The sequence below is a fragment of the Curtobacterium sp. MCPF17_011 genome, from assembly GCF_003234145.1.
In the GTDB taxonomy this organism is placed as follows: Bacteria; Actinomycetota; Actinomycetes; order Actinomycetales; family Microbacteriaceae; genus Curtobacterium.
The window spans coordinates 214,381-240,249 of record NZ_QKSK01000001.1; the positions used below are offsets into that span (position 1 = coordinate 214,381).

Annotated in this window: 20 protein-coding genes; 7 read left to right on the forward strand and 13 right to left on the reverse strand. The window is 69.3% G+C overall.

The genetic code is table 11. The features are described 5' to 3' along the window. Positions 1-50: 50 nt before the first annotated feature. From DEJ25_RS01070 to DEJ25_RS01100, 7 genes are all read right to left on the reverse strand, one after another. Positions 51-761 carry a type II secretion system protein J gene (locus DEJ25_RS01070; protein ID WP_111043501.1) on the reverse strand — a complete coding sequence of 237 codons (711 nt, stop codon included), beginning with the start codon at positions 759-761 and terminating at the stop codon, positions 51-53. Continuing rightward, the gene (locus DEJ25_RS01075) at positions 758-2,188 is read right to left on the reverse strand and encodes a hypothetical protein (protein WP_111043502.1); all 1,431 of its coding nucleotides are present in this window, start codon (positions 2,186-2,188) and stop codon (positions 758-760) included. The genes DEJ25_RS01070 and DEJ25_RS01075 overlap by 4 nt, the downstream gene beginning before the upstream one ends. A 65-nt stretch (positions 2,189-2,253) precedes the next feature. Continuing rightward, the gene (locus DEJ25_RS17110; RefSeq protein ID WP_309146909.1) at positions 2,254-2,730 is read right to left on the reverse strand and encodes a type II secretion system protein; all 477 of its coding nucleotides are present in this window, start codon (positions 2,728-2,730) and stop codon (positions 2,254-2,256) included. A 207-nt stretch (positions 2,731-2,937) separates the two neighbouring features. Continuing rightward, complete coding sequence (locus DEJ25_RS01085) at positions 2,938-4,161, reverse strand: type II secretion system F family protein (RefSeq protein WP_111043504.1); 1,224 nt, start codon at positions 4,159-4,161, stop codon at positions 2,938-2,940. Continuing rightward, positions 4,161-5,789 (reverse strand): type IV pilus twitching motility protein PilT, encoded by a 1,629-nt coding sequence (locus DEJ25_RS01090; protein WP_181427313.1) that lies wholly within the window; start codon positions 5,787-5,789, stop codon positions 4,161-4,163. The genes DEJ25_RS01085 and DEJ25_RS01090 overlap by 1 nt, the downstream gene beginning before the upstream one ends. A gap of 17 nt (positions 5,790-5,806) precedes the next feature. After that, on the reverse strand, positions 5,807-7,474 hold the full coding sequence (locus DEJ25_RS01095; RefSeq protein ID WP_110903689.1) for a GspE/PulE family protein: 1,668 nt from the start codon (positions 7,472-7,474) through the stop codon (positions 5,807-5,809). A 190-nt stretch (positions 7,475-7,664) separates the two neighbouring features. Next, positions 7,665-8,696: a GNAT family N-acetyltransferase gene (locus DEJ25_RS01100; RefSeq protein WP_181427314.1), complete on the reverse strand. Its 1,032-nt coding sequence runs from the start codon at positions 8,694-8,696 to the stop codon at positions 7,665-7,667. Between the two features lie 56 nt (positions 8,697-8,752). On the opposite strand from DEJ25_RS01100, the gene DEJ25_RS01105 reads away from it, so the two are divergent. Then, positions 8,753-9,151: a VOC family protein gene (locus DEJ25_RS01105; RefSeq protein WP_111043506.1), complete on the forward strand. Its 399-nt coding sequence runs from the start codon at positions 8,753-8,755 to the stop codon at positions 9,149-9,151. A gap of 130 nt (positions 9,152-9,281) precedes the next feature. Here DEJ25_RS01105 and DEJ25_RS01110 read toward each other — a convergent pair whose 3' ends face one another. The 6 genes from DEJ25_RS01110 to DEJ25_RS01135 form a co-directional block, all read right to left on the reverse strand. Further along, complete coding sequence (locus DEJ25_RS01110; RefSeq protein ID WP_110903686.1) at positions 9,282-13,163, reverse strand: DNA-directed RNA polymerase subunit beta'; 3,882 nt, start codon at positions 13,161-13,163, stop codon at positions 9,282-9,284. A gap of 44 nt (positions 13,164-13,207) precedes the next feature. Further along, complete coding sequence (rpoB, locus tag DEJ25_RS01115) at positions 13,208-16,696, reverse strand: DNA-directed RNA polymerase subunit beta (protein WP_110903685.1); 3,489 nt, start codon at positions 16,694-16,696, stop codon at positions 13,208-13,210. 360 nt (positions 16,697-17,056) lie between these two features. Next, positions 17,057-17,713: a hypothetical protein gene (locus DEJ25_RS01120; protein ID WP_146240594.1), complete on the reverse strand. Its 657-nt coding sequence runs from the start codon at positions 17,711-17,713 to the stop codon at positions 17,057-17,059. A gap of 388 nt (positions 17,714-18,101) precedes the next feature. Next, positions 18,102-18,776, reverse strand: coding sequence for a response regulator transcription factor (locus DEJ25_RS01125; protein WP_111043508.1), 675 nt, complete (start codon positions 18,774-18,776; stop codon positions 18,102-18,104). Beyond that, positions 18,773-20,080 (reverse strand): sensor histidine kinase, encoded by a 1,308-nt coding sequence (locus DEJ25_RS01130; protein ID WP_181427315.1) that lies wholly within the window; start codon positions 20,078-20,080, stop codon positions 18,773-18,775. The genes DEJ25_RS01125 and DEJ25_RS01130 overlap by 4 nt, the downstream gene beginning before the upstream one ends. After that, complete coding sequence (locus DEJ25_RS01135) at positions 20,080-20,586, reverse strand: hypothetical protein (protein ID WP_111043510.1); 507 nt, start codon at positions 20,584-20,586, stop codon at positions 20,080-20,082. The genes DEJ25_RS01130 and DEJ25_RS01135 overlap by 1 nt, the downstream gene beginning before the upstream one ends. Before the next feature lie 130 nt (positions 20,587-20,716). On the opposite strand from DEJ25_RS01135, the gene DEJ25_RS01140 reads away from it, so the two are divergent. The 6 genes from DEJ25_RS01140 (at position 20,717) to DEJ25_RS01165 (ending at position 25,825) form a co-directional block, all read left to right on the forward strand. Further along, a complete protein-coding gene (locus DEJ25_RS01140) occupies positions 20,717-21,559 on the forward strand; it encodes a spermidine synthase (RefSeq protein WP_111043511.1) in 843 nt (280 codons plus the stop codon). A 108-nt stretch (positions 21,560-21,667) separates the two neighbouring features. Further along, positions 21,668-22,348, forward strand: a complete 681-nt coding sequence (locus DEJ25_RS01145) for a hypothetical protein (protein ID WP_111043512.1) — start codon at positions 21,668-21,670, stop codon at positions 22,346-22,348. Between the two features lie 109 nt (positions 22,349-22,457). Then, the gene (locus DEJ25_RS01150; protein WP_111043513.1) at positions 22,458-23,270 is read left to right on the forward strand and encodes a hypothetical protein; all 813 of its coding nucleotides are present in this window, start codon (positions 22,458-22,460) and stop codon (positions 23,268-23,270) included. Beyond that, the gene (locus tag DEJ25_RS01155) at positions 23,267-23,773 is read left to right on the forward strand and encodes a SprT-like domain-containing protein (RefSeq protein ID WP_258366182.1); all 507 of its coding nucleotides are present in this window, start codon (positions 23,267-23,269) and stop codon (positions 23,771-23,773) included. Before DEJ25_RS01150 ends, DEJ25_RS01155 begins: the two co-directional genes overlap by 4 nt. Before the next feature lie 9 nt (positions 23,774-23,782). After that, the gene (locus DEJ25_RS01160) at positions 23,783-24,478 is read left to right on the forward strand and encodes a CGNR zinc finger domain-containing protein (RefSeq protein WP_111043514.1); all 696 of its coding nucleotides are present in this window, start codon (positions 23,783-23,785) and stop codon (positions 24,476-24,478) included. A 96-nt stretch (positions 24,479-24,574) separates the two neighbouring features. Next, the gene (locus DEJ25_RS01165; protein ID WP_111043515.1) at positions 24,575-25,825 is read left to right on the forward strand and encodes an Nramp family divalent metal transporter; all 1,251 of its coding nucleotides are present in this window, start codon (positions 24,575-24,577) and stop codon (positions 25,823-25,825) included. The last annotated feature ends 44 nt before the right edge of the window (positions 25,826-25,869 follow it).

Below are 25,869 nucleotides of genomic sequence, written 5' to 3' on the forward strand. Positions count from 1 at the left end.
GCGGTCATCGCGAAGCCCGTCGAGATGAAGCACACGTCGGAGACGACGCATCAGCCGTTCCCCTTCCGGAGGTTCTCGAGCATCACGGTGTTGATGAGCGTCACGCCGTTGTCGAGGGTGGACTTCGTGTTCGCCTGCCGGAGCGTGATCGCCACCGACGCGATGTCGTCCAGTGCGTCGCCGGACAACGACGAGCCGGCTGCGGGGACGAGTTCCGCGCCGTTGGTGTCGAAGTAGCGGAACAGCGGGTTCTGACCTGACGGCGTCGTCGAGACCGGGCTGGTCAGCGTCCGCGACGTCGTCGGAGAGGTTGCGTCGAAGACCCAGTACGGGCTCGTCGGTGCCGGATGCACCGCCTTCCGCGTGGTCTCACGGAGATTCCGGCTCCCGTCGACAGAGAAACTCACTTCAAGCGGAGTGGTGTCGTCCACCGTGGACGGATCGAGGTTGACCGCCGTCACGAAGGTCGCCGACTCGGACTGGGCGACGCTGAAGGCCGGGCGGTCCGTGGTGTTCACCTGCGGCAGGTTCTGGGCCGAGCGGAACATCCGGGTCAACCCGTTCATGCCGTTGGAAGCGTTCCGGACGTTCTGGTCCGTCGCGTTCGCGTAGGTCGTCGCCTTCGTCATGGTCGCGAACACGGAACCGACGACGGTGAGCACGATCCCGAAGATCATCATCGCCACGATCAGCTCGGGCAGCGAGATGCCGGAGTCCGGGCGCCCCGTCGAGGACAGGCGACGACGAATGCGCGTGATCATGATGCGAGCCTCGGATCGATCGTCACGACGTTCGTGGATGCCCCGGTGCCGAGCAGGCCGCCGATCACGTCCTTCAACGTGACTGCTCGGAGGTTCGCCAAGCTCGTTCCACTCCGGACCCCCCACGTCCCGTACGGCAGGGCGATCTTCACGTCAGCGGTACCCGTACCCGAGTTACCGGTCCTGGTGATCGTGAGGGTCTGTGTCGCTTTGCAGCCCGGGTCCCCGTTGGCCGGGGTGGTCGTGACCGCTTGGATGATCGTGTCGCCCTTCGGGATTGTCACGGTCGTGCCTCCCATGTTGACGGGTGCCGGCGCCGGTGAGGTCGGGTTGGCGGCATCCACCACCGCGGTACCCGGCGCGGTCAACGTCGTTCCCGGCTTCGCGGGCCACGTCGTGGGGTCGGTGGAGAGGCAACTCGTGTCCGCGCCCGTGGTCGGGGAGACGGTCCCAGCAGGAGCGTAGAGACCGGCGTAGACCTGGTACCCGGACGGAACGGGTGACAGGTACACATCGCTCGCCGGTGGGGTGATGGTCGTCGCGCCGTAGGAACTGACGAACGAGGTGGTGAGGTCCTTCGGGATCGCGAATCCGCCGGACAGGTTGCTGGCGTAGGAGGGCTGCGCGTCCATCGCGGGGTCGTAGGTGAACGATGCGCCAGAGGAGTCGCCCGCGGCCACCGTGATCGAACGCTTCACGGGGTTCGGTGCCTGGAGAGGATCGCGGTACTGGCTGCCCGCGGGCGGAGAGAGCGTCACGGTGTACGAGCCGGGACTGAGTTTCGTCGCCACGGTGCAGCCGTCGTTGTTCGTGCGACCGGGCTGGCCCGCGGCGGGCACCACGGTTGCCGTGTTCGGCGAGACGGTGGTGTCCGGCGCGATGGACGCTGTCACTCCGCCGACACCACCGGTCCCCCGCACCGACTGCACTGAGATGAGCACCGTGCCGAGGGTCGGGTCGTTGATCTTGCTCGTCGGAGAAACGACGGTGTCCGCGCGGACGGGCTTCGTCGTGCCGCGCATGCCGTCCCAGGTCACCGTCACCGAGACACGACGGAACAACAAGGCCCCGTTCCCGCTAGTCGCCGGAACAGTGCACTTCGTGTCGATGCCCTTGGTGGTGACCCAGGCAACGACGCTCCGCACCGTGAACTTGACGTCGTTGACGACGGGCGAGGTGACGTTCTCGTCCTGGTCGACGATGTTCGTCACTGCCTCGTCCCTGGCGACGTCGATCGCCTGCTGCGCGAGGTTCGATGCGACTTCCCGTTCCCGGTTGTCGGCCGTCATCGACAGGACGGTCCCGACCGCGGCGATGGAGCCAGCGATGATCGTGGCGAACACCAGGAGCGCGACGATGACCTCGACGAGCGTCAAGCCCTCGTCATCACCACCTCGGCGCAACCGCGCCGCCGTCCAGCTGATCATCGTCAGCGTCTCCTCGGAGTCGAGAAGGGGCGGGGCGTCGATGACGCCCCGCCCCTCGTGTCAGATCAGGAGCAGCTCGAGTAACCGGTCGGGACCGCCGTGGAGGCCGCCTTCGACACGCCCTGCGTGTCCGTCACCCAGAAGAACTTCGCCCCATCGCTGGCTGCGGGGACCTTGATGCAGAAGGTCGTTGCTGCGGTGTCAGCAGCCAGGTTCGTCGGGGCGTAGCTGAAGTCACCAGTGTCGCCACCCTTGGTGAAGCCGTACTTGCCGAGACCGGTCGTGTTGTCGGCCGTCAGCTTCGCGCCAGCAGGCACCTTGTTGTCGTTGTCGGTCATGTACGCGATCACCGCGGTCTTCGCGTTGGCGAGGTCCGACTTCACGCCGGCGTCCTTCGAGGACTTCTGAACGCCGAGGTACACGGGGATGGCGATCGCGGCAAGGATGCCGATGATGATGACGACGACCAGGAGTTCGATGAGCGTGAAGCCCTTCTCCTTGTCCTCGGTGAGGTTCTGCCGGCGAGCGTTCAGCTTGCCCATGAGCGCAAAGTACATTGCTCTTCCATTCTCTGGGATGGCGATAGGAATTGATCGGGGGCTGTGCGGTGCCGCCGCGGACAAGCGTATTGACAGGAGTTTCCGGTCATAATCCCGAGAACGGGGGTCACACCGCAGCAAAATGCCCCCAGAATCAGGCACACCCACTCGGCTGTTCGCCCCCGACCGAGGGGCAAAGCATCGAACCGGCTACTTGATCAGACTCGTGATCTGGAAGATCGGGAGGTAGAGAGCGACGATCATGCCGCCGACGACTACCCCGAGGAACGCGATGAGGAGCGGCTCGATGAGCGAGGTCAGGGCTTCGGTCGTCGCCTGGACTTCGTCGTCGTAGAAGGCAGCGATCTTCTCCAGCATGAGTTCCATCGAACCGGCGTCCTCGCCGACCGCCACCATCTGCGACACCATTGTCGGAAATGCCTTCTCAGAACCGAGCGGACCCGCTATGGATTCGCCTTTTCGCACACTCTCGGCGACGCGTTCCAGGGCTTTCTGAACGACGAAGTTGTTCGACACTTGTCCGACGATCTGCAATGCCGGCAAGATCGGCACACCCGCGCCGATCATGTTCGAGAAGTTCCTGGCGAATCGCGCGATGACGATCTTCTGGTTCAGCGCTCCGAACACCGGCATCTTGAGCTTCACAGGGTCGATGAAAGCCCGGACACGGTCGGTGTTCTTGTTCGCGCGCCACCAGACAGTCGTCACCACGATGACGACCGCCAGTACCGGGAGGACGTACACCATGGAGTGCGAGAGGTAGACGAGCATCATGGTCGGCAGCGGCAGCTTGCCGCCGAGCGACGAGAACATGTCCTGGAAGATCGGGACGATGAACACGAGCATGATCACGACCGCGGCCAGCGACATGCACAGCACCACGACCGGGTAGGTCATCGCGGACTTGATCGTCGACCGGAGCTTGTGCTCCTTCTCGAAGTTCGTCGCGATCGAGTCCATGGCCTGGTCGAGGAACCCGCCGGTCTCCCCCGCACGGATCATGTTGATCATGATCGGCGGGAACTCGATCGGGAACTTCGCGACGGCATCGGAGAACGAGACGCCCTGCTCGACCTCGTCGCGCACCTTGCCGAGGATGTCCTTGAGCTTCTTGCTCTCGGTCTGGTCGGCCAAGATCGTCAGCGCACGCAGCAGCGACAGCCCCGACGACAACATCGTCGACGCCTGCCGCGCCATGATCGCCAGGTCCTTGAGTCCGACGCCCTTCTCGAAGCCCGGGATCTTGATCTCGGTCTGCAGGCCGGTTCCGGCCTTCGCCTCGGTGATGGCGATCGGCGAGACGCCCATGCCACGCAGGCGCTGGACGACGGCGCCTTCGGACGCGGCGTCGACGCGACCCTTGACGAGCTTCCCCGCCCCGTCCCGTCCGCGGTAGTCGAATGCGAGGGACATCAGTAGCCTCCGGAGAACTTGTCGCCGAAGTCGATCCCGCTCGCGGCGATGGCGTCGGCGGACGCGTCGGACGGGGACTCGACGCGCTGCACGAGCCGGTCGAAGCCCTCGAGGTCGTGCACCTTCTCGAGCGCCGCCTTGCGGGTGATGGTGCCGACGTTGACCAGTTCGGCGAGGTCCTGGTCCATCGTGTGCATGCCCGCGTCGCGCCCGGCCTGCATGGCCGAGGTGATCTGGTACGTCTTGCCCTCGCGGATGAGGTTGCCGATGGCGGGGGTGGTCTTCATGATCTCGGTGGACACGATGCGCCCGGTGCCGTTGGCCTTGGGGACGAGGGTCTGGCAGACGACGCCTTCGAGGGTGGCGGCGAGCTGGGTGCGGATCTGGCCCTGCTGGTGCGGCGGGAACACGTCGATGACGCGGTCGATGGTGCCGGGGGCGCTCTGCGTGTGCAGGGTGGCGAACACCAGGTGGCCGGTCTCGGCGGCGGTGAGCGCGACGGAGATCGTCTCGAGGTCGCGGAGCTCACCGATGAGGATGACGTCCGGGTCCTGGCGCAGCACGTGCTTCAGCGCTCGGGCGAACGAGTGCGTGTCCGCGCCGACCTCGCGCTGGTTGATGATCGCCTTCTTGTGCTCGTGCATGAACTCGATCGGGTCCTCGACCGTCACGATGTGGTCGGCCCGGGTCTCGTTGACCAGGTCGATGAGCGCGGCCAGGGTGGTCGACTTGCCGGAGCCGGTCGGTCCGGTGACGAGCACGAGGCCGCGCGGCAGCTTGGCGAAGTCCCCCACGTACTCGGGGATGCCGAGCTGCTTGAGGGTCTTGATCTTGGTGGGGATGATGCGGAAGGCCGCACCCCAGTTGCCACGCTGCTGGTAGTAGTTCACGCGGAAGCGGAACTCGGGCGACAGCGAGTACGCGAAGTCGAGTTCCTGTTCCTGGTCGAACTGTGCGGCCTGCTCGGCGGACATGAGCGTCTTGAGGGCGGCGATGACCTTGTTGCGCGCCCACGGGCCTCCCGGCACGGCGGGACGCAGCGAGCCGTCGACGCGCACGGTCGGCGGTGCGTCGGCGGTGACGTGCAGGTCGGATGCCCCCTGGTAGACGACCTGGGCCAGGGCGGTCACGAGGTCGGAGTCGGCGTCTTCGCGGGCGTGGCGCGTGAAGTTGATCTCGGCGCTGCCCGTCGGGGCGACCATCTGCACCGGCGGGGCGGCGACGGTCTGGAGGTTCGTGGTGGCGACCGCAGGCACCACCGGCAGCCGTTCGGTCACCTGGTACCCGAGGGCCGGGTCCGGTTCGTACCCGTAGCTCGCGGTCGACGGCGGCACCGCGGCGGGAGGTGTGGCCGGTACGGCGTACGGTTGCGCGACGGGGACGGCGACCGGCACGCCACTCGGGGCGGCCCAGCCGGCGAGGTCGTCGCTGAGGTCGTAGACGGGGGTTGCTGGTGCGGCTGATGCGGCAGGGACGACGGGTGCCCCGGATGGTGCCGGGGACTGCTGCGCGGCCTGCGCGAGACGTGCAGCACGGCGTCCACCGACCTCGAGACCGGGGGTGCCGGGGTGCCAGCCGTCGACGGGTTCGTCCCCGGCTGGGCTCAGGTCGTACACGGAGTCGGTCATCTGTTCGTCTCCCACGGCTACGCGACCACGCGCAGGATCTCGTCGACGCTCGTCAGGCCGAGCTTGACCTTCTCCCACCCGTCCATGCGGAGGGTGAGCATGCCCTGCGCCTGGGCGACCCGGCTGATCTCGGCGCTCGAGGCCCGGGACACGGCGAGGCGCTCGATCTCCTCGGTCACGGTCATCACCTCGTGCAGGGCGATGCGTCCCCGGTACCCGGTGTTCGAGCAGACCGAGCAGCCGATCGGGGCGAAGAAGTCGGGCACGGGGGCGTCGGCGCTGTCGAGGAACCCGAGCGCGTGGAGCTGCTCGGCCTCGTAGAAGGCCGGGACCTTGCACCGGTCACAGAGCTTGCGGGCGAGCCGCTGGGCGACGACGCAGTCGAGCGCGGACCCGACGAGGAACGGCTCGATGTCCATCTCGGTGAGACGGGTGATCGCCGAGGGTGCGTCGTTCGTGTGCAGGGTGGAGAGCACGAGGTGCCCGGTGAGGGACGCTTCGATCGCGATCTGGGCGGTCTCGTGGTCGCGGATCTCACCGAGCAGGACGACGTCGGGGTCTGAGCGGAGGATGCTGCGGAGCGCCGAGGCGAAGGTCAGCCCGGCCTTCGGGTTGACCTGCACCTGGTTGACCCCCGCCATCCGGTACTCGACGGGGTCTTCGACGGTGATGACGTTGATCTCGGGCTTCGCGACGGCGTTCAGCGTCGTGTAGAGCGTGGTCGACTTGCCGGAACCGGTCGGGCCGGTGACCAGGATCATGCCGTACGGCTTCGAGTAGGAGCGCTGGTAGGCCGCGGCGTTCCGGTCGAGCAGGTTGAGGTCCTTGAGGGTCAACGACGTGTTCGTGTTGTCGAGGATCCGCATGACGACCTTCTCGCCCCACACCGTCGGCAACGTCGCCACTCGGAGGTCGATCTGGCGTCCACCGTGACGGACGGACATGCGGCCGTCCTGGGGCTTCCGTCGCTCGGCGATGTCGATGTCGCTCATGATCTTGAGGCGGCTGATGACGCCGTTCTGGATGTTCTTCGGCGCCGGGCTCATCTCGTGCAGGACGCCGTCGATGCGGTAGCGGACCCGGACCTCGTGCTCGCCGGGCTCGATGTGGATGTCGGACGCGTGGTCCTGGATCGCCTGTGACACGAGCAGGTTGACGAACCGGACGATCGGGACGTCGTCGAGTGAGCCGTCGCCGATGTCGGCCTGGTGCTCGGTGGTGCGCGCCTCTTCTTCGAGCGAGGAGGTGAGGTCGTTGAGCTCGTCGTCGGCGCGCAGGTAGCGTTCGAAGGCGGACAACAGGTCACGTTCGTCCACCTGCAGCGGCTTGATCGGCCGGCCGGAGGCCGTGCGTGCGTCGTCGATCGCCAGGACGTTGGCCGGGTTGACCATCGCGAGCACGAGGGTCTCGCCCTCGAAGCCGATGCCGAGCACCGAGTGCCGACGGCAGAGCGGAGCGGGCAGGACCGAGACGGCCGTGCCGTCGACCGGGTAGTCGGTCAGCGGGACCGTCTTCGAGTTGTGCGACGCAGCACGCGCGGTGATGTACTGCGCCTCGCTCACGACGCCCTGCTCGACGAGTGAGCGGATCGCCTGCTCGTCGACGTCTTCGTGACCGGTCATCGCGTCGAGGTACTCGATCGGGAGGGCGCCGTTGAGGATCAGGATCTCGGACAGGGTTGCCATGTGCCCTGTACCTCCTTGCTTGCGCGCGCGACGGATCGGCGTGGTTCGGTGGGCGCCGCCAGGGTTGCGGCGCTCGACCACGCTACGTCCGGTGTCACTGCGCGGATCAGTCCCAGAAGGAGGGGGCGGCGGGGTCCAGACTGGACCCAGAACAGGGGTACCCCGGGGTACCGAGTTCCGCGGACGGAGCCTAGAGGGCCATCGAGGTCGTGATCGTCGCGGTCCCGGCGACGAAGCCGAACCGTTCGTACAGCGCGACGGCACCGCTCGGGTTCTCGGCGTCGACCTCGAGCGACGCTGCGGAGAGGCCGGCGTCACGGACGGCGTCGAGGGTCGCACCGAGCACCAGCGGAGCGAGGCCGCGACCGCGTGCGCGACGGACGACGCCGACCCAGTGGAGGTACCCGAAGCTCCGACCGCGGGCAGCGAAGGCACCGGGGTCGGACTCGACGACGGTGAAGGCCAGGACGTCCCCGTGCTCGTCCACCACGACGCGCGACAGGTCCAACCGGCTCTTCTCCGCCGTGAGGTACCCGCGCCAGTCCGCTTCCACCATCGGCTGCGAGCCCCAGTGGTCACGGAAGGCGTCGTTCTTGGCCGCCCGCATCGGCTCGACGTCGGCCACCGTCGCCGCGCGCAGCACGAGCCCGTCGGGCAACGGCGGCACGGACTGCCGCCCGGGCGCATCCGCGTCGTCCAGGACGACCTGCATGTCGACCCACGTCCGCACCGGGTGCAGTCCGGCGTGCGCGGCGAGCGCGAGTGTCGACGACCCCTGCGGTGCGGTGAGGTCGATGGCGCCGGGCAGGTCCAGGTCGAGCCCGGCGAGATGCTGCCGTGCCCGCCCGGTCTGCCACGCGAGCATCCGTCGGCCGATCCCCCGTCCGCGGTGCGCGGGGCGCACCGAGCCGCCGAGGATGACCCGGGCAGCGGTGTCCCGCGTCGGGACCGGGATGACGATGGCGTAGGCGTGCACATGCCCCTCAGCATCGATCGCGACCACCGTGTCACGCTCGGGGTCGAGCCCTTCTGTGGACAGCCGGTGCATGAAGTCCTCTGTGGAGGGATGCGCGTGCGGCTCGTCGACCGCGGCCGACTCGAGGGCGATGCCGTGCACCTCCGGCAGGTCCGCCATCGTGGCGGGCCGGAACGTCAGGCCACCGACCGGTGTCGGGACATCGAGGTGAGCCGGAGCCGTGACCCGTTCGCGCAGCGTCGCCATCCTCACAGCATGCCCTACCCCTCGACGCACCGGGCATCGACGGACCATGATGAGACATGGACATCACGAGCGTGACCGTGGGGTTGCCCGTCACCGACCTGGAGGCCTCCTGCCTCTGGTACGGCGCGGTGTTCGAACGGGTCGAGCCCGATCTCGAGCCCACCGAGGGCGTCGCCGAGTACGAGGTCGGCGGCATCTGGATCCAGCTCCTCGAGGACCCGGACGCCGACGACAACCCCGTCATCGTCCGCTTCGGCGTCGACGACGTCGTGGCGCAGCACGCCCGGATCGCAGCCCTCGGGATCGACGTCGGACCGGTCGAGTGCGTCGACGGAGCCGTCGACTGGTTCGACGCCCGCGACCCCGACGGCAACGTCCTGAGCCTGTACTCGCTCGCCGACGAGAGCGGCCGTGGTTCCGGCGGGCGCGACAGCGACGCCGGTCGCTCCGTCTAGACCGGGCCGGATCCGGACGGGAGGCCCGTGGCGGGCCCGCCCCGTGCCTCCCGTCCGGCGTCTCCCCCGCGACAGCGGAAGGGCCCCGCATCCGACTGGATGCGGGGCCCTCCTCAGGGACTCACTCGGTTCAGTTGTACGTACCCGGCGTGAAGTCGTCCGACGAGAAGCTGTCGAAGTCGACGAAGCTCAGGTCGGCGTCCGAGAACGACGAGTCGTCCGCGAAGATGCGGTTCGGGTACCGCTCCGCCTTCGCTTCTTCCGTCGCGTTCACGTCGACGTCGCGGTACCGGCTGAGGCCCGTCCCGGCGGGGATGAGCTTACCGATGATGACGTTCTCCTTGAGGCCGACGAGCTGGTCCTGCTTGCCCTCCATGGCCGCCTGCGTCAGGACGCGGGTGGTCTCCTGGAAGGACGCGGCGGACAGCCACGACTCGGTCGCGAGGGACGCCTTGGTGATGCCCATGACCTCCTGGCGAGCCGAGGCGGTCTTGCGACCCTCCTGCAGCGCCGCCCGGTTGATCGCGTTGTAGCGCGACCGGTCGACGAGCTCGCCCGGCAGCAGGTCGGTGTCGGCGTGGTCGACGACGGTGACCTTGCGGAGCATCTGGCGGACGATGACCTCGATGTGCTTGTCGTGGATCGGCACACCCTGCGAGCCGTAGACGTCCTGCACACCGTTGACCAGGTGCTTCTGGACCTCTCGGACACCCTTGACCCGGAGGACTTCCTTCGGGTCGACGGTGCCGGCGATGAACTGCTCGCCGAGCTCGACGTGCTGGCCGTCCTCGATGAGGAGGGTCGCACGCTTGAGCACCGGGTAGATGAACGGCTCGTCGCCGTTGTCCGGCGTGAGGATGATCCGACGACCCTTGTCCGTGTCCTCGATCGTGGCGCGGCCGGGGGCCTCGGCGATCGGGGACGCGCCCTTCGGGGTGCGAGCCTCGAAGAGCTCGGTCACGCGGGGCAGACCCTGCGTGATGTCGTCGGCCGAGGCCGAACCACCCGTGTGGAAGGTACGCATCGTCAGCTGGGTACCGGGCTCACCGATGGACTGGGCGGCGATGATGCCCACAGCCTCACCGATGTCGACCAGGTTGCCCGTGGCGAGCGACCGGCCGTAGCACTGCGCGCAGACACCGACGGCCGACTCGCAGGTCAGGACCGAGCGCACCTTGATGCTCTCGACACCGGCTGCCAGCAGCTTGTCGAGGAGGACGTCACCGACGTCCTCGCCGCCCTCGGCCACCACGGTGCCCGAGGCGTCGACGGCCTCGGTCGCGAGGGTGCGCGAGTAGACGGTGTTCTCGACGCGCGGGTCGCGGACGAGCTTGCCGTCGGCACCCATCGTCGCGATCGGCAGCTCGAGGCCACGGGTCGTCCCGCAGTCGTCCTCACGGATGATGACGTCCTGCGACACGTCCACGAGACGACGGGTCAGGTACCCCGAGTCGGCGGTACGGAGAGCCGTGTCCGCCAGACCCTTGCGAGCACCGTGCGTGGCGATGAAGTACTCCGCCACGGTCAGGCCTTCGCGGTACGAGTTGATGATCGGGCGGGCGATGATGTCACCCTTCGGGTTGCTCACCAGACCACGCATACCGGCGATGTTGCGCACCTGCAGCCAGTTACCACGAGCACCCGAGGACACCATGCGGTTGATGGTGTTGTCGATGGGGAAGTTGTCCCGCATCTCCTGCGCGATCTCGTTGGTGGCCTCGGTCCAGATCTTGATCAGGTCGGCGCGACGTTCCGCGTCGGTGATCAGACCCTTGTCGAACTCACCCTGGACCTTGGCGGCCTGGATCTCGTAGCCCGCGATGATCTCCTTCTTGCGAGGAGGCGTCACGACGTCCGAGAGGGCGACGGTCACACCGGAGCGGGTGCCCCAGTAGAAGCCGGCGTCCTTGATCCGGTCGAGCGCGGCGGCCGTCTCGGTCTTGGAGTAGCGCTCGGCGAGGTCGTTGACGATCGCGGAGAGCGTGCCCTTGTCGGTGACCTTCTGGACGAACGGGTAGTCCGTCGGGAGGGTCTCGTTGAAGAGCGCACGGCCGAGGGTGGTCTCGAGGAGGATCGACTGACCGACCTCGTAGCCCTCGGGTGCTTCACCCTCGGCGAAGTGGACACCCGACATGCGGATCTTCACCATCGCGTTGAGGTGCAGCGTGTTCTGGTCCTTCGCCATGATCGCCTCGGCGACCGAGGAGAACGAACGGCCCTCACCCACGGCGCCCTCGCGGACGGTCGTGAGATGGTGCAGACCGATGATCATGTCCTGTGCGGGCAGGGTCACCGGACGGCCGTCGGACGGCTTGAGGATGTTGTTCGAGGCGAGCATCAGGATGCGGGCCTCGGCCTGGGCCTCGACCGACAGCGGCAGGTGCACGGCCATCTGGTCACCGTCGAAGTCGGCGTTGAACGCGGCACAGACCAGCGGGTGGAGCTGGATGGCCTTGCCCTCGACGAGCTGCGGCTCGAACGCCTGGATGCCGAGACGGTGCAGCGTGGGCGCACGGTTCAGCAGCACGGGGCGCTCGCGGATGATCTCCTCGAGCACGTCCCACACCTGGGCACGCGAACGCTCGACCATGCGCTTGGCCGACTTGATGTTCTGCGCGTGCGACAGGTCGATGAGGCGCTTGATGACGAACGGCTTGAACAGCTCGAGCGCCATCTGCTTGGGCAGACCGCACTGGTGGAGCTTGAGCTGCGGGCCGACGATGATGACCGAACGACCCGAGTAGTCGACGCGCTTGCCGAGCAGGTTCTGGCGGAAACGACCCTGCTTGCCCTTGAGCATGTCGCTCAGCGACTTGAGGGCGCGGTTGCCGGTACCCGTGACGGGGCGCCCACGACGACCGTTGTCGAACAGCGCGTCGACCGCTTCCTGCAGCATGCGCTTCTCGTTGTTCACGATGATCTCGGGAGCACCGAGGTCGAGCAGGCGGCGGAGACGGTTGTTGCGGTTGATCACACGACGGTAGAGGTCGTTGAGGTCCGACGTGGCGAAGCGGCCACCGTCGAGCTGCACCATCGGGCGCAGTTCCGGCGGGATGACCGGCACGACGTCGAGCACCATCGCTGCCGGCGAGTTGCCGGTGGCGAGGAAGGAGCTGACGACGCGCAGACGCTTGATCGCACGGATCTTCTTCTGGCCCTTGCCCTCGGCGATCTGCAGACGCAGCGCCTCGGCCTCGGCGGCCAGGTCGAAGGCCTCGAGCCGCAGCTTGATCGCCTCGGCGCCCATGTAGGCGTCGAAGTAGATCCCGAAGCGGTCCTGCAGCTCGTGGAAGACGGCGTCCTCGGGCTTGAGGTCGCCCACCTTGAGGTTGCGGAAGTCCTCCCACACACGCTCGAGACGGGTGATGTCCTCGTCGAAGGACTTGCGGACCTGGGACATCTCCTTCTCGGCGGTGTCCTTGGTCCGACGCTTCACGTCGGCCTTGGCGCCTTCTTCCTCGAGCGCTGCGAGGTCGTCCTCGAGCTTCTTGAGGCGGTCGGCGATGATCGAGTCGCGCTGGTTCTCGAGGTTCTTGATCTCGAGGCGCATCTCGTTCTCGAGGCCGGGCATGTCAGCGTGACGGCCCTCCTCGTCGATGCTGATGATCATGTACGCCGCGAAGTAGATGACCTTCTCGAGGTCCTTCGGGGCCATGTCCAGCAGGTAGCCCAAGCGCGACGGGACGCCCTTGAAGTACCAGATGTGCGTGACGGGTGCGGCGAGCTCGATGTGGCCCATGCGCTCACGACGGACCGAGGACTTGGTGACCTCGACGCCGCAGCGCTCGCAGACGATGCCCTTGAACCGGACTCGCTTGTACTTGCCGCAGGCGCACTCCCAGTCGCGGGACGGACCGAAGATCTGTTCACCGAACAGACCGTCCTTCTCGGGCTTCAGGGTGCGGTAGTTGATCGTCTCCGGCTTCTTGACCTCGCCGTACGACCACTGGCGGATGTCCTCGGCGGTAGCGAGGCCGATCCGAATGGCGTCAAAGGAAGTTGCTTCGAGCAATGTTCTTCTCTCTTGCTGGTTCGAAACGTGTTCAGCGGGCGGGATCAGATGTCGTCGACGGACGACGACTCGAACCGCGAGGAGATGTTGATGCCGAGCTCTTCAGCGGCACGGAAGACCTCGTCGTCCGTGTCGCGCAGGCTGACCGCCTGGCCGTCCGCCGAGAGGACCTCGACGTTCAGGCAGAGCGACTGCATCTCCTTCATGAGGACCTTGAACGACTCCGGGATGCCGGGCTCCTGGATGTTCTCGCCCTTGACGATCGCCTCGTAGACCTTCACGCGGCCGAGGATGTCGTCGGACTTGATCGTCAGGAGCTCCTGGAGGGCGTACGCGGCACCGTATGCCTCGAGCGCCCACACCTCCATCTCGCCGAAGCGCTGTCCACCGAACTGCGCCTTCCCACCCAGCGGCTGCTGCGTGATCATCGAGTACGGGCCGGTCGAACGGGCGTGGATCTTGTCGTCGACCAGGTGGTGCAGCTTCAGGATGTACATGTAGCCGACCGACACGGGCTCCGGGAACGGCTCGCCGGAGCGACCGTCGAAGAGCTGTGCCTTGCCCGAGGACCCGATCAGGCGCTCGCCGTCACGGTTCGGGAGCGTGGAGTCGAGGAGGCCCTCGATCTCGCGCTCGTACGCACCGTCGAACACCGGGGTGGCGACCTTCGTGCCGGGGGCTGCGCTGTGCGCGGCTTCCGGCAGGTTCTCGGCCCACTCCTGGATGCCCTCGACCTGCCAGCCCTGCTTGGCGAGCCACCCGAGGTGGATCTCCAGGACCTGGCCGAAGTTCATGCGACCGGGGACGCCGAGCGGGTTGAGGACGATGTCCACCGGGGTGCCGTCCGCGAGGAACGGCATGTCCTCCACGGGCAGGATCGTCGAGATGACGCCCTTGTTGCCGTGGCGGCCGGCGAGCTTGTCGCCCGCGGTGATCTTGCGCTTCTGGGCGATGTAGACGACCACGCGCTGGTTGACGCCCGAGCCGAGCTCGTCGTCGCCGTCCTGCGAGTCGAACACCTTGACGCCGATGATCGTGCCCTCTTCACCGTGGGGCACCTTGAGCGAGGTGTCGCGGACTTCGCGCGACTTCTCGTTGAAGATGGCACGGAGCAGGCGCTCTTCCGCGGACAGCTCGGTCTCGCCCTTCGGCGTGACCTTGCCGACCAGGATGTCGCCGGGGCGGACCTCGGCACCGATCCGGATGATGCCGCGCTCGTCGAGGTCGGCCAGGAGGTCCGGGCTGACGTTCGGCAGGTCGCGGGTGATCTCTTCCTTGCCGAGCTTGGTGTCGCGGGCGTCGACCTCGTACTCCTCGATGTGGATCGAGGAGAGCGTGTCGTCCTTCACGAGGTTCTGCGACAGGATCATCGCGTCCTCGTAGTTGTAGCCCTCCCACGGCATGAACGCGACGAGGAGGTTCTTGCCGAGCGCGAGCTCGCCGTTCTCCGTCGCGGGGCCGTCGGCGATGACCTCGCCCTGCTCCACACGCTCACCGGCGCTGACGATCACGCGGTGGTTGTAGCTGGTGCCCTGGTTCGAGCGGTCGAACTTGCGCAGGTAGAAGGTCTGCGTGCCACCCTCGTCGAGCTGCAGGGTCACGGCGTCGGCCGAGACCTCGGAGACGACACCGGCCTTGTCGGCGGTGACGACGTCACCGGCGTCGATGGCGGTGTAGCCCTCCATGCCGGTACCGACGAGCGGCGACTCGGAACGGAGGAGCGGCACGGCCTGGCGCTGCATGTTCGCACCCATGAGGGCGCGGTTCGCGTCGTCGTGCTCGAGGAACGGGATGAGCGAGGTCGCGACCGACACCATCTGGCGCGGCGAGACGTCCATGTAGTCGACCTCGTCGCGGGCGACGAGTTCGACCTCTCCGCCCTTCTTGCGGACGAGCACCTTGTCGTCGGCGAAGTGGAAGTCGTTCGTCAGCGGGGCGTTGGCCTGCGCGACGACGAACTCGTCCTCTTCGGAAGCGGTCAGGTAGTCGATGGTCTTCGTGACCTCGCCGTCGACGACGCGACGGTACGGGGTCTCGATGAAACCGAACGAGTTGATCCGACCGAACGACGCGAGCGAACCGATCAGGCCGATGTTCGGGCCTTCCGGGGTCTCGATCGGGCACATGCGGCCGTAGTGCGACGGGTGGACGTCACGGACCTCGACGCCGGCGCGCTCACGGGACAGACCACCCGGGCCGAGGGCCGACAGGCGACGCTTGTGCGTCAGACCCGCGAGCGGGTTGTTCTGGTCCATGAACTGCGACAGCTGGGACGTCCCGAAGAACTCCTTGATCGCGGCGACGACGGGACGCACGTTGATGAGCGTCTGCGGCGTGATGGCCTCGATGTCCTGCGTGGTCATGCGCTCGCGGACGACGCGCTCCATGCGGGACAGACCGGTGCGGACCTGGTTCTGGATCAGCTCGCCGACCGCGCGGATGCGACGGTTGCCGAAGTGGTCGATGTCGTCCACGTCGAGGCGGAGCTGGACCGGCTCACCGTCACGGACGCCGTCCATGTGGGTGCGCTCGGCGTGCAGGGACACCAGGTACTTGATCGTCGCGACGATGTCCTGCACGGTGAGCACCGAGTCGGACAGCGGGGCGTCGATGCCGAGCTTGCGGTCGAGCTTGTAGCGACCGACCTTGGCCAGGTCGTAGCGCTTCGAGTTGAAGTAGAAGTTGTCGAGGAGCGCACGCGCGGCCTCGGCAGCGACCTGCTCGCCCGGACGCAGCTTGCGGTAGATGTCCTTGAGCGCCTCTTCCTTCGTGAGGACGGCGTCCTTCTCGAGGGTCGACTCCATGGACGCGAAGCCCTGGAACTCCTCCATGATCTCTTCGCTCGTCAGGCCGAGGGCCTTGAGGAAGACGGTCACGGACTGCTTGCGCTTGCGGTCGATGCGCACGCCCACCTGGTCGCGCTTGTCGATCTCGAACTCGAGCCAGGCGCCACGGGACGGGATGATGCGAGCGGAGTAGATGTCCTTGTCGGACGTCTTCTCCTGCTGGCGCTCGAAGTACACGCCCGGCGAGCGGACGAGCTGCGAGACGACGACACGCTCGGTGCCGTTGATGATGAAGGTGCCGCGCTCGGTCATGAGCGGGAAGTCACCCATGAAGACCGTCTGCGTCTTGATCTCACCGGTCATGTGGTTCATGAACTCGGCGTTGACGTAGAGCGGGGCAGCGTAGGTCTTGCCACGCTCCTTGCAGTCGTCGATGGAGTACTTCGGGTCCTCGAGCTCCGGGGACGTGAACGAGAGCTGCATTGTCTCGCCGAGGTCCTCGATCGGGGAGATCTCCTCGAAGATCTCCTCGAGGCCGGAGTGCAGCGCGAGGTCGGTACGACCCTGCTCCTGCCCTTCGGCGAGGCGGGCCTTCCATGCGTCGTTGCCGACGAGCCAGTCGAAGCTCTCCGTCTGGAGGGCGAGCAGATCAGGAACCGTGAGGGTGTCCGTGATCTTGGCGAACGAGAGTCGCGAGTGGTTGCGACCGTTCTTGGGGTTGGTGGATGCGTTGGGCGCAGCAGCCAAGGGTGTGACCTCCGGTAGGCCCCGTCGGGCCGACACTGACGAAGCAGTGTGTAGGTGAGTGGATTGATCGCTCGGCGCAACCCGGTGATCAGGACACGAGTACGGTGTGCTCCGGGTCCGGAGCCGCGTGTGGGATGATCGGTGAGCGGGTCCCGCCGCCATATACGGGACCGGCATCACCAGGCGTGTTCAGCGAAGCACCTGCTGAGAGGCGTCTTCGTGGAACTCGGTCGACCGCAATATGACGACACGGATGCCAGGGAGCGCGAACTGTCATCATAGGTGGCTCGACAGTGCGCTGTCCAGTCCCTGGCTTGACCGAGATCGAGTCCGACGTGTATAAGCCCCGGGCGACCGGTCTCATTCCCCGGCGGAGGGCCCTGCAGGCCCGCCGGGACGGCCACCAGGACCCGTGGCAGCGCCGTCGACGGTGCTGTCGGCAGTGCTGTCGACAGTGGCGCCGACCAGCGCCCGCACCGCGTCCTGCGGCCGGTCGCTCCGCACGAACGTCGTCCGTCCCGACGCGTCGGTGATCTCCACACCGGGCCCCGGCGTGAGCACGAGGGCTCGGCGACGACGACCGATCCGCAACCCGAGGCCGCCGTAGGTGCGCGCGTCCGCCTCGGTCACCCGGACGGCCGTGATGCTGCGCCGGGCGATGCGCCGCCGCGGGAGCGGGCGGAAGTGCAGGACGACAGCGTCATCGGTGACGGTCAGGCCGGCCCGGGCGACCAGCGCCAGGACCCCGACTACGACCGCGACGAGGCCGGGGATCACGAGCGCCGACTCCGGCGCGTCCCCGGGCCAGCCGAGGACGGCTGCGGTGAGCGCCAGCCCGGCGGCCAGGACGACCCCGCCGACGACTCGCATCCAGGCCGGCGCACCCTGGTGGTCGTCGACGAGCGGACGGGAGGCACGGCTCGGCCCCGCCGTGCTCCGTACCCGGTCCGGAGCGGACGTCGGCGACCGGTCCGGTCGGCTCGGTCGGACGGGGACGGACATGGTGTCGGCGGTCATGGGGTGCTCCTTCGGGCGCGGGGCCCGGACGTCGTGCGGCGGTGCGTCTGCAGCGGTGCGTGGTGCAACGCTCGGTGCAGCGGTGCAGCGGTGCAGCGGTGCAGCGGTGCAGCGGTGCAGCGGTGCAGCGGTGCAGCGGTACGGGTGGACGCGGAGCACGTCGTCGAGACCCGCGACGGGAGCGGGGCTCGTCGTCGGGCAGGCGTCCGGGTCGGACCCCTGCGGGGACGCCCGAGGGACCGGGACGACGGGCACGACCGGTCGGTGAGGACCCGCGGTCGCGTCGCTCGTCGTCGTGAGGACCACACCACGGTACGTCGCGAGGCTTGACGTCCCCTGTCAGTCGATGCAGAAGCATCGAAAAGCGCGGTACGACGAGCCCGGCCGGTCAGCGCAGGACGCGGGCGACCGCCTCCGCCCGGGTCCGGACGCCGAGCTTCGCGAAGACCTGGTTGACGTAGGACTTCACGGTCGGCACGGTCAGGAACAGCTCGGCGGCGATCTCCGGGTTCGTCCGGCCGTCGGCGATCCGGCTCAGCACGTCGGCCTCGCGCGGGGTCAGCCCCGGGAACCGCTGCCGGAGGTCCCGCCACGCACCGGCACCGTCGTCTGCCTCGGCAGCAGCACCGACACCGGCCGCACCAGCGGCGAGCCGCGCCAGCACCTTCGCCCCGACGGTCGCGTCGAACGTGGTCTGCCCCGAGGCCACCGAACGGATCGCGGTGGCGATCTCGGCGCGGCCGGCATCCTTCGTCAGGTACCCGCGGGCCCCTGCGGCGAGTGCGGTGAGGATCGAGTCGTCGTCCGCGTGCGTGGTCAGCACGAGGACCGCGACCTGCGGGTGTCTTGCGGTGATCCGCCCGGTCGCCGCCGCCCCGTCGAGGACGGGCATCCGCAGGTCCATGAGCACGACGTCCGGCGTGAGCGCCTCGACCATCGCGACGGCGGCCGCGCCGTCCTCGGCTTCGCCCACGACGTCCAGGTCGTCGACGAGCGAGAGCACCGTCACCAGTCCGTCACGGACGATCGCCTGGTCGTCGGCGACGAGGACCCGGATCGTCACGAGGTCCGGCCGGTCGTTCCGTCGACGCCGGGCCGGTCGGCGACCTGGGCGACGGGCACGTGCATCGCGACGACGAACTCGCCGTCGGACCGCTCCGCCTCGACGGTCGCGTCGGTGCCGAGCTCTTCAAAGCGCTCGCGCATCCCGAGCAGGCCGTGTCCGTCGGCGGCGACCGGGTTCGCGACCACGACGTCCACGGCGTCGCCGTCCCGGATGACGGACAGGGACACGGGGCGGCCGGGAGCGTGCCTGCGGGCGTTGCTGAGGGCCTCCCGGACGCCGGCCATGACGACCGCGCGGGTGGGCTCGTCGACGTCGGGCAGATCGAGGTCGCCCTGCACGACTGCGGTGCCACCGAAGGAGCGGTGCGCGTCGACCAGGGCGGCGATGCCGTCGCCGGCCGGCCGGGAGGCCCGTGCCGACTCCGGCGCACTGCTCTCGTCGGACGAGGGGTCACCCTGGGCGACGGCGGTCTCCGTGTCCGTGTCGGCGTCGACGTCGACGTCGGCGTCGGCGTCGGGCAGGTCGTCGCGGAGGGCGCGGACGGCCCGACGTGCCTCGGCGAGCCCGTCGGCGGCGAGCGCGCGGGCATCGGTCGCGCGCCGTCGAGCGTCGTCGACCCGGCCGACCTCGAGGAGGGCCTCCACCGCGTCGAGCTGCAGGACGAGTCCGCCGAGCGAGTGCGCGAGGACGTCGTGCACGTCCCGGGCGACCCGCGCCCGGTCGGCGAGCAGGCGGGCACGCTGCTGGTCGCGGTCGGCCTGGCGGGCCTGCTCCTCGAGGACGCGCGTCTGTTCCTCCGCCGTCCGGAACTGTCGGCGGCTGATGCCGATCACGACGCCGAGTGCCAGGCCGAGGGCGACACCGAGGACCAGGGCGACCGATGTGCCGACGACCGTCGCGATCCCGGCGACGACGACCACGGCGGCGAGTGCGGCGAGGACGGCAGCCCAGCCGGGGAGGGTCGGCGCGGCTCCGAGGACCACGAGCCCGATGATGACCGGGACGAGCAGGAGTCCGTCGGTGTGGACGACCGCGAGCGACCCCGCGGCGACCATCAGCACGGCCGAGGGCACGACGACGCGGGGTGGGCCGTACTCGCGGACCGCCCACGCGGCGAGCGCCACGGCACCGCCACCCCAGACCCAGACGGGGAGTTCCTGGGCGACGCCGTTCCGGACGAACCAGAAGGCGACGACGACGATGCCGATCGCGGTGAGCCCGACGGACAGCCCGGCGCGGGACCGGCCCCGTGCGGAGTCGGTCCCGGCGTCACGCCCCTCGGGGCCGCGGAGGTCGCTCATCACACCATCATGCCGCGGGCCGTGCGCGCGTCGTGCTGGAGGCGCTGGTCGACGACCAGGGCCCGTGCGGCGCGGTTGACGGCGAGCATGAGGAGGATGACGCCGGTCGAGGTGAGCAGGTGTGCGCCGAGGTGGGCACCGACGACGTCGAGGCCGATCCGGACGACGATGAGGGCGATCCAGAGGCCGGCACCGACCCAGCCGGTGCGGGACTGCATGGTGCGTCCCTTCCCGTCGGGGGTGCCGACGGTCCGGAAGCGGGTGCGGCCGCCCATCGCGAGGCCGATGCCGACGGAGAGCAGCGCCTCGATGCCGAGGAAGACGACGTCCTGGGTGTCGATCGTGACGGCGCTCTGGGCGAGGACCACGATGCCGATGCCGGCCATCACGACCGGGCCGCGCCAGATCCGTGCCGGGTCGAGGTACTGCCAGGTGGACTGCTGCCAGGCGAGGTACCCGACGAGTGCGAGTCCGATGACGGTGTTCGTGAGGAGCTGGACGGACATGGGTGAGCCTCCCGGTCGTGTCCGGCGGGGTGTTCCCTGCCGGTGGTCCCATCGTCGCGAGGCCGCGTCCGCCGGCCCACCACCCACGGGTGGGGACCGGGCAGGGGTCCGGGTGGTGTTCCATGGACGCATGGCTGATGCGTTCGACGGGTTCCGGGTGGGTGCGGGGTACGCGGTCGTCGAACCGGACCGACACCGTCCGGGGTCGTTCACCCTGGTGGTGGACGGGACGCCGCAGTCGCACGTCGACCTCGAGGACCCGACGCACCTGGCGTTCGAGTACATCCGGCGGATCGGGCACGCGATCGACCTGCTGCCGCCGGGGCCGGTGACGGCGCTGCACCTGGGCGCCGGCGCGCTGACGCTGCCGCGGTACGTGGCGGTGACCCGGCCGGGTTCCCGGCAGCAGGTCATCGAGCTCGAACGGGACCTGGTCGACCACGTCCGGGACGCCCTGCCGTTCCCCCGCGGCGCCTCGATCCGGGTGCGGTACGGCGACGCCCGCGAGGTGCTCGAGAAGCTGCCCGCGGGGCTCCGCGGCACGGTGGACCTGGCCGTCGTGGACGTGTTCTCGGGGGCACGCACGCCCGCGCACGTCACGAGCGCGGAGTTCTACCGCTCCGTGGCGTCGTTCCTGTCCCCGACCGGCATGGTCGCGGTGAACGTCGCGGACGGTGCCGGACTGGCGTTCGCCCGCGGGCAGGCGGCGACGCTGCAGTCGGTGTTGCCCTCGGTGGCGGCGGTGGCGGACACCGGGATGCTGAAGGGCCGACGCTTCGGCAACATCGTGCTGCTCGGCTCCCCCGGCGAGTTGCCGATCGCCGACATGCCCCGGCGGTACTCGTCCGATCCGCTGCCGAGCAAGGTCGTCCACGGTGACGAGCTGCGGTCCTTCATCGCGGGGGCACCCATCGTCACCGACACCACGGCCGTCGGGTCGCCGGAGCCGAACCGGTCGGTCTTCGGCGCCTGAGCCCCGGCTGCGGATCACCTCCTGGCCGTACCCCGCGCGGGGGACGCTGCCAAGATGGGCTGAGCACGCCGCGCCAGCGCGCGACCGCACACCACGAGGAGGCCGCCGATGACCAACGACGATCGCAACGACCAGCAGCCGCGCTACGGCGAGCGTGTCAGCCCGGAGCAGGGCGGAGCGCCGCGGTACGAGGACCAGCCGACACAGCAGTACGGGCAGCAGCAGTCCGCACCGCAGTGGGGCCAGCCGACACAGCACGGGCAGCAGCAGTACGGTCAGCCGCAGGACCAGCAGTACGGGCAGCAGCAGTACGGTCAGCCGCAGCAGTACGGCAACCAGCAGCAGCACGGCGGGGCGCCCGCATGGCACTCGTACGAGGAGCCCGCGAAGAAGAAGAAGACCGTCGGCCTCATCGCGTTCGCCGCAGCCGTCATCGCGCTCGTGATCGGCGTGATCGGCGGCGTCATGCTCGGCACCGCCCTGTCGAGCAGTCAGCTGCTGCAGGACTACGCGCAGAACGGCGGATCCGGCAACCCCGCCGACTCGCAGGAGCTCCAGCGTCAACTCATGCAGGACCCGGAGGCGATGGCAGGACTCGGCACCGGCGCCGTCCTCATGCTCGTCGGTTCGGTCTTCGGCCTGTGGGCGATCGTGCAGGGCATCGTCGCGATCGTCGCGAAGCGCGGTCGGCTCTGGGGTGTCCTGGCGATCGTCCTCGCCGTCCTGGCCGCCGTGGTGGCCGGTGCGGTCTACATCGGTGTCGCCGCCAGCTCCTTCAACGGGATGTGACCAGCAGCACTCTCGAGCACGGCCCGTCCCGGAGACCCGGGGCGGGCCGTCCGCGTTCGTGCGCGTGGCACGGACACCTCCCGGGGCGACGCGGATACCCTCGACCGTGATGTCCCTCCCGCCCGAAGAACGCCGAGACCACGACCGTGCCGACCAGGCCCGGGAGCCCCGTCATGCCGCTCCGGTGACCGCCGGGGTCAGCCCGGGCAGCACCTTCGCGCCGGTCAGCCTCCGCCCGGCCGTCGACGTCCAGGCCGTGCAGGACCGCCTGCGGGACCTCGGGCAGAGCCGCAGCACCGACGCCCTGGCCGAACGTGCCGAGCTGCTCCGCCTGCTCGGACGGCTGGACGAAGCGCTGACCGTCGCCGAAGAGGTGTTCCGGCTGACGATGTTCACCGGCGAACGCCAGGACAAAGTGGCCGCCCGGATCCGCCGCGCTCACGTCCTGCACGACCTCGGGCGGTACGAACGTGCGGCGACCGAGGCCTCGATGGCGCGGGACACCGCCGCGACCGAGGAGTGGCCGGAGCTCGAGGGCGCCGCCGCCGAACTCGAGGGCTGGTCCCTCTACGAGCTGTCCCGCTTCGAGGAGGCCCGCGCCGCCCTCAGTCGGTCGTACGACGCGTTCCGCGCTGCCGGCGCCCCGGCGGAGCGCACCGAGGCGCTCCGGACCGCCGTCGAGGCCGCGCTCCGGGCCTCCATGACGCAGCCCGCGGTCGAACCGGAGGCCGAACGCCCGCGGACCGCACGCGACTTCGCGGTGCGCACCGACTCGGAGCCCGCACCTCGTCCGGCCGAGACCGCGCCGCAGGTGCCGCCGGCCCCGCGTCGGGTGCTCGGCGCCCCGGACGCGGCGCGGACCGAGGGCGACTCGCTCTGGGGTCGGCTGGCGCGTCCGTCCCGCACGGACCGGGACGAGTGACCCCGCTCGACCACGTGCGGAACCGCGCCGCCGAGCTGATGGGGCACCACCTGCCCGACGGCTCGTGGGTCTTCGCGTTCGACAACGCGAAGACCCGTGCCGGCCAGTGCGACTTCGCGCGACGTCGGATCACGGTGAGCCGCCACCTCGCGGTCCGCTCCACCCCGGAGGACGTCGAGCAGGTGCTGCTGCACGAGATCGCACACGCGCTGAGCGGGCCGCGCGCCGGACACGGTCCCACCTGGCGGCGGACGGCCCAGGGCCTCGGGTACACGGGCTCGCGGCTGCACGACGGCCCGATCGCCAGCGAACTGGCCCCGTGGGTGGGGACCTGTCCCGCGGGGCACGAGCACTTCCGGTACCGCACGCCAACTCGCCCGCTGGCGTGCGCGCGCTGCGGTCGGCGGTTCGACGAGCGGAACGTGATCACGTGGCACCGCCGGAACGGAACGGCTAGCCCAGCCTCGGGAGATCGTGTCGGAGGCGCGCCGCGCACCCGTTAGCCTGGGCGGATGCGAACAGGGCAGGACATCCGGACCGATGCCGGGTCCTCGTGGTTCTTCGACGCCGGTCGGATCGCCCTGGACTTCGCCCACACCGGTGGGTTCGCCGACGACCCGGACCGTCGACGCCCCCGCGGTCACCTCGGCGAGTTGCTGGCCACACCCGCTGACCTCGACGAGTGGCTCGGGTTGCACACCGAACCGATCGACGTCGGGGCGACCGCCCGCGAGCTGCAGGACGCCCGTGCGCTCCGGGCCGCGATCGCCCGCCTGGCCACCGCCGCCGCTCCGGCACCCGCCGACTCCGCCGCCGAACGGACCGCGGTCGCGGCGGGCCTCCGTGCCGGGACCGGACGGACCCGGCCGGTGCCGGACGACATCGACACGGTGAACCTGTTCGCCGCCCTGCCGGACGTGCCCCCGAGCCTCCCGGGTGGCCGACGCCGTGCCGGGGCGAACCGGGTGCGGCTGGCGCAGGCACTGTCGAGCGTCGCGCGCGACGCGGTCGCCCTGCTCACCGAGGTCGGGTTCGACGACGTCGAGGCCGACGGCCGGCCGGCACGCCTGAGCCGCTGTTCAGCGCCGGACTGCGGCCTCGTGTTCTACGACTCCTCGCGTGGCGGCACGCGCCGCTGGTGCTCGATGCAGCGCTGCGGCAACCGCGCGAAGGTCCGGGCCCACCGGGCCCGGCGCGCGGCCGTCTGAGCGGAGCTCGGGGCGCGCTCCCCGAGAACCCGCGGAGATCGGACGGCTCGTCGAAAGTCTGGATTCGGCGCACCGAAACTCTGGCATGGTGGGTGCATGACGGACACCGCTGCCCCGGTCGTGGGCCACCGCCCGCCCGGTCGTCGAGCCACCGGACTCGGACTCCTCGGCCCGGCGTTCGTCGCGGCGATCGCCTACGTCGACCCCGGCAACGTCGCCGCGAACCTGACAGCCGGCGCCCGCTACGGGTACCTGCTGCTCTGGGTCCTGATCGCCGCGAACGCGAGTGCCGTCGTCGTCCAGTACCTCTCCGCGAAGCTCGGCATCGTCACGGGGAAGTCGCTGCCGGAACTGCTCGGTCTGCGGATGCGCCGCGCACCCCGGCTGCTGTTCTGGGTGCAGGCCGAGGTCGTCGCCGCCGCAACCGACGTCGCCGAGGTGATCGGCGGCGCCCTCGCCCTGCACCTGCTCTTCGGCGTCCCGCTCGTGGTCGGCGGCGTGATCACCGGCGTGGTCTCGATGGCGATCCTGCTGCTGCAGCACCACCGCGGTGCCCGGACCTTCGAGGCCGTCGTCACGGCGATGCTCGCGGTCCTGACGATCGGGTTCTGCGCGGGACTGCTGTTCGCGCAGGTCTCCCCCGGGGCACTGCTCGCGGGCATCGCGCCGCGGTTCGCCGACTCCGGCTCGGTGTTGCTCGCGGCGTCGATGCTCGGTGCGACGGTGATGCCGCACGCCGTCTACCTGCACTCGGCGTTGGCCCGCGACCGACACGGCGACACCCCGGTGGGTCCGGAACGCCGACGCGTGCTGGTGGCGACGCGGTGGGACGTGGCCCTGGCGCTCGTCCTCGCCGGCGGGGTGAACATCAGCATGCTCGTCCTCGCCGCCGCCACACTGCAGGGGGTGTCGGGCACCGACTCGATCCCGGGAGCGCAACACGCCATCGCCGAGAACGTCGGCCCCGTCGTCGGGGTGCTCTTCTCGGTCGGGCTGCTGGCGTCCGGGCTCGCGTCGACCTCGGTCGGCTGCATGGCCGGAGCGGAGATCATGCACGGCCTGCTGCACATCCGGGTCCCGCTCGTCGTGCGGCGGCTCGTGACACTCGTGCCGGCGATCGTCCTGCTGGCGCTGCAGTACGACGCGACACAGCTGCTGGTGATCAGCCAGGTGGTGCTGAGCTTCGGGATCGCCTTCGCGATCGTGCCCCTGGTGGCCTACACGTCCCGGCGGAGTGTCATGGGCGACGACGTGAACGCGGTCGGGACGCGTGTGCTCGCGTGGCTCATCGCGGCGGTGATCGTCGCACTGAACGTCGCGCTGATCGTGCTCACCGTCACGGGGTGACGCCACGGAGGTGCCGCGGCCGCGCAGCACGAGCGGGTGCGGTG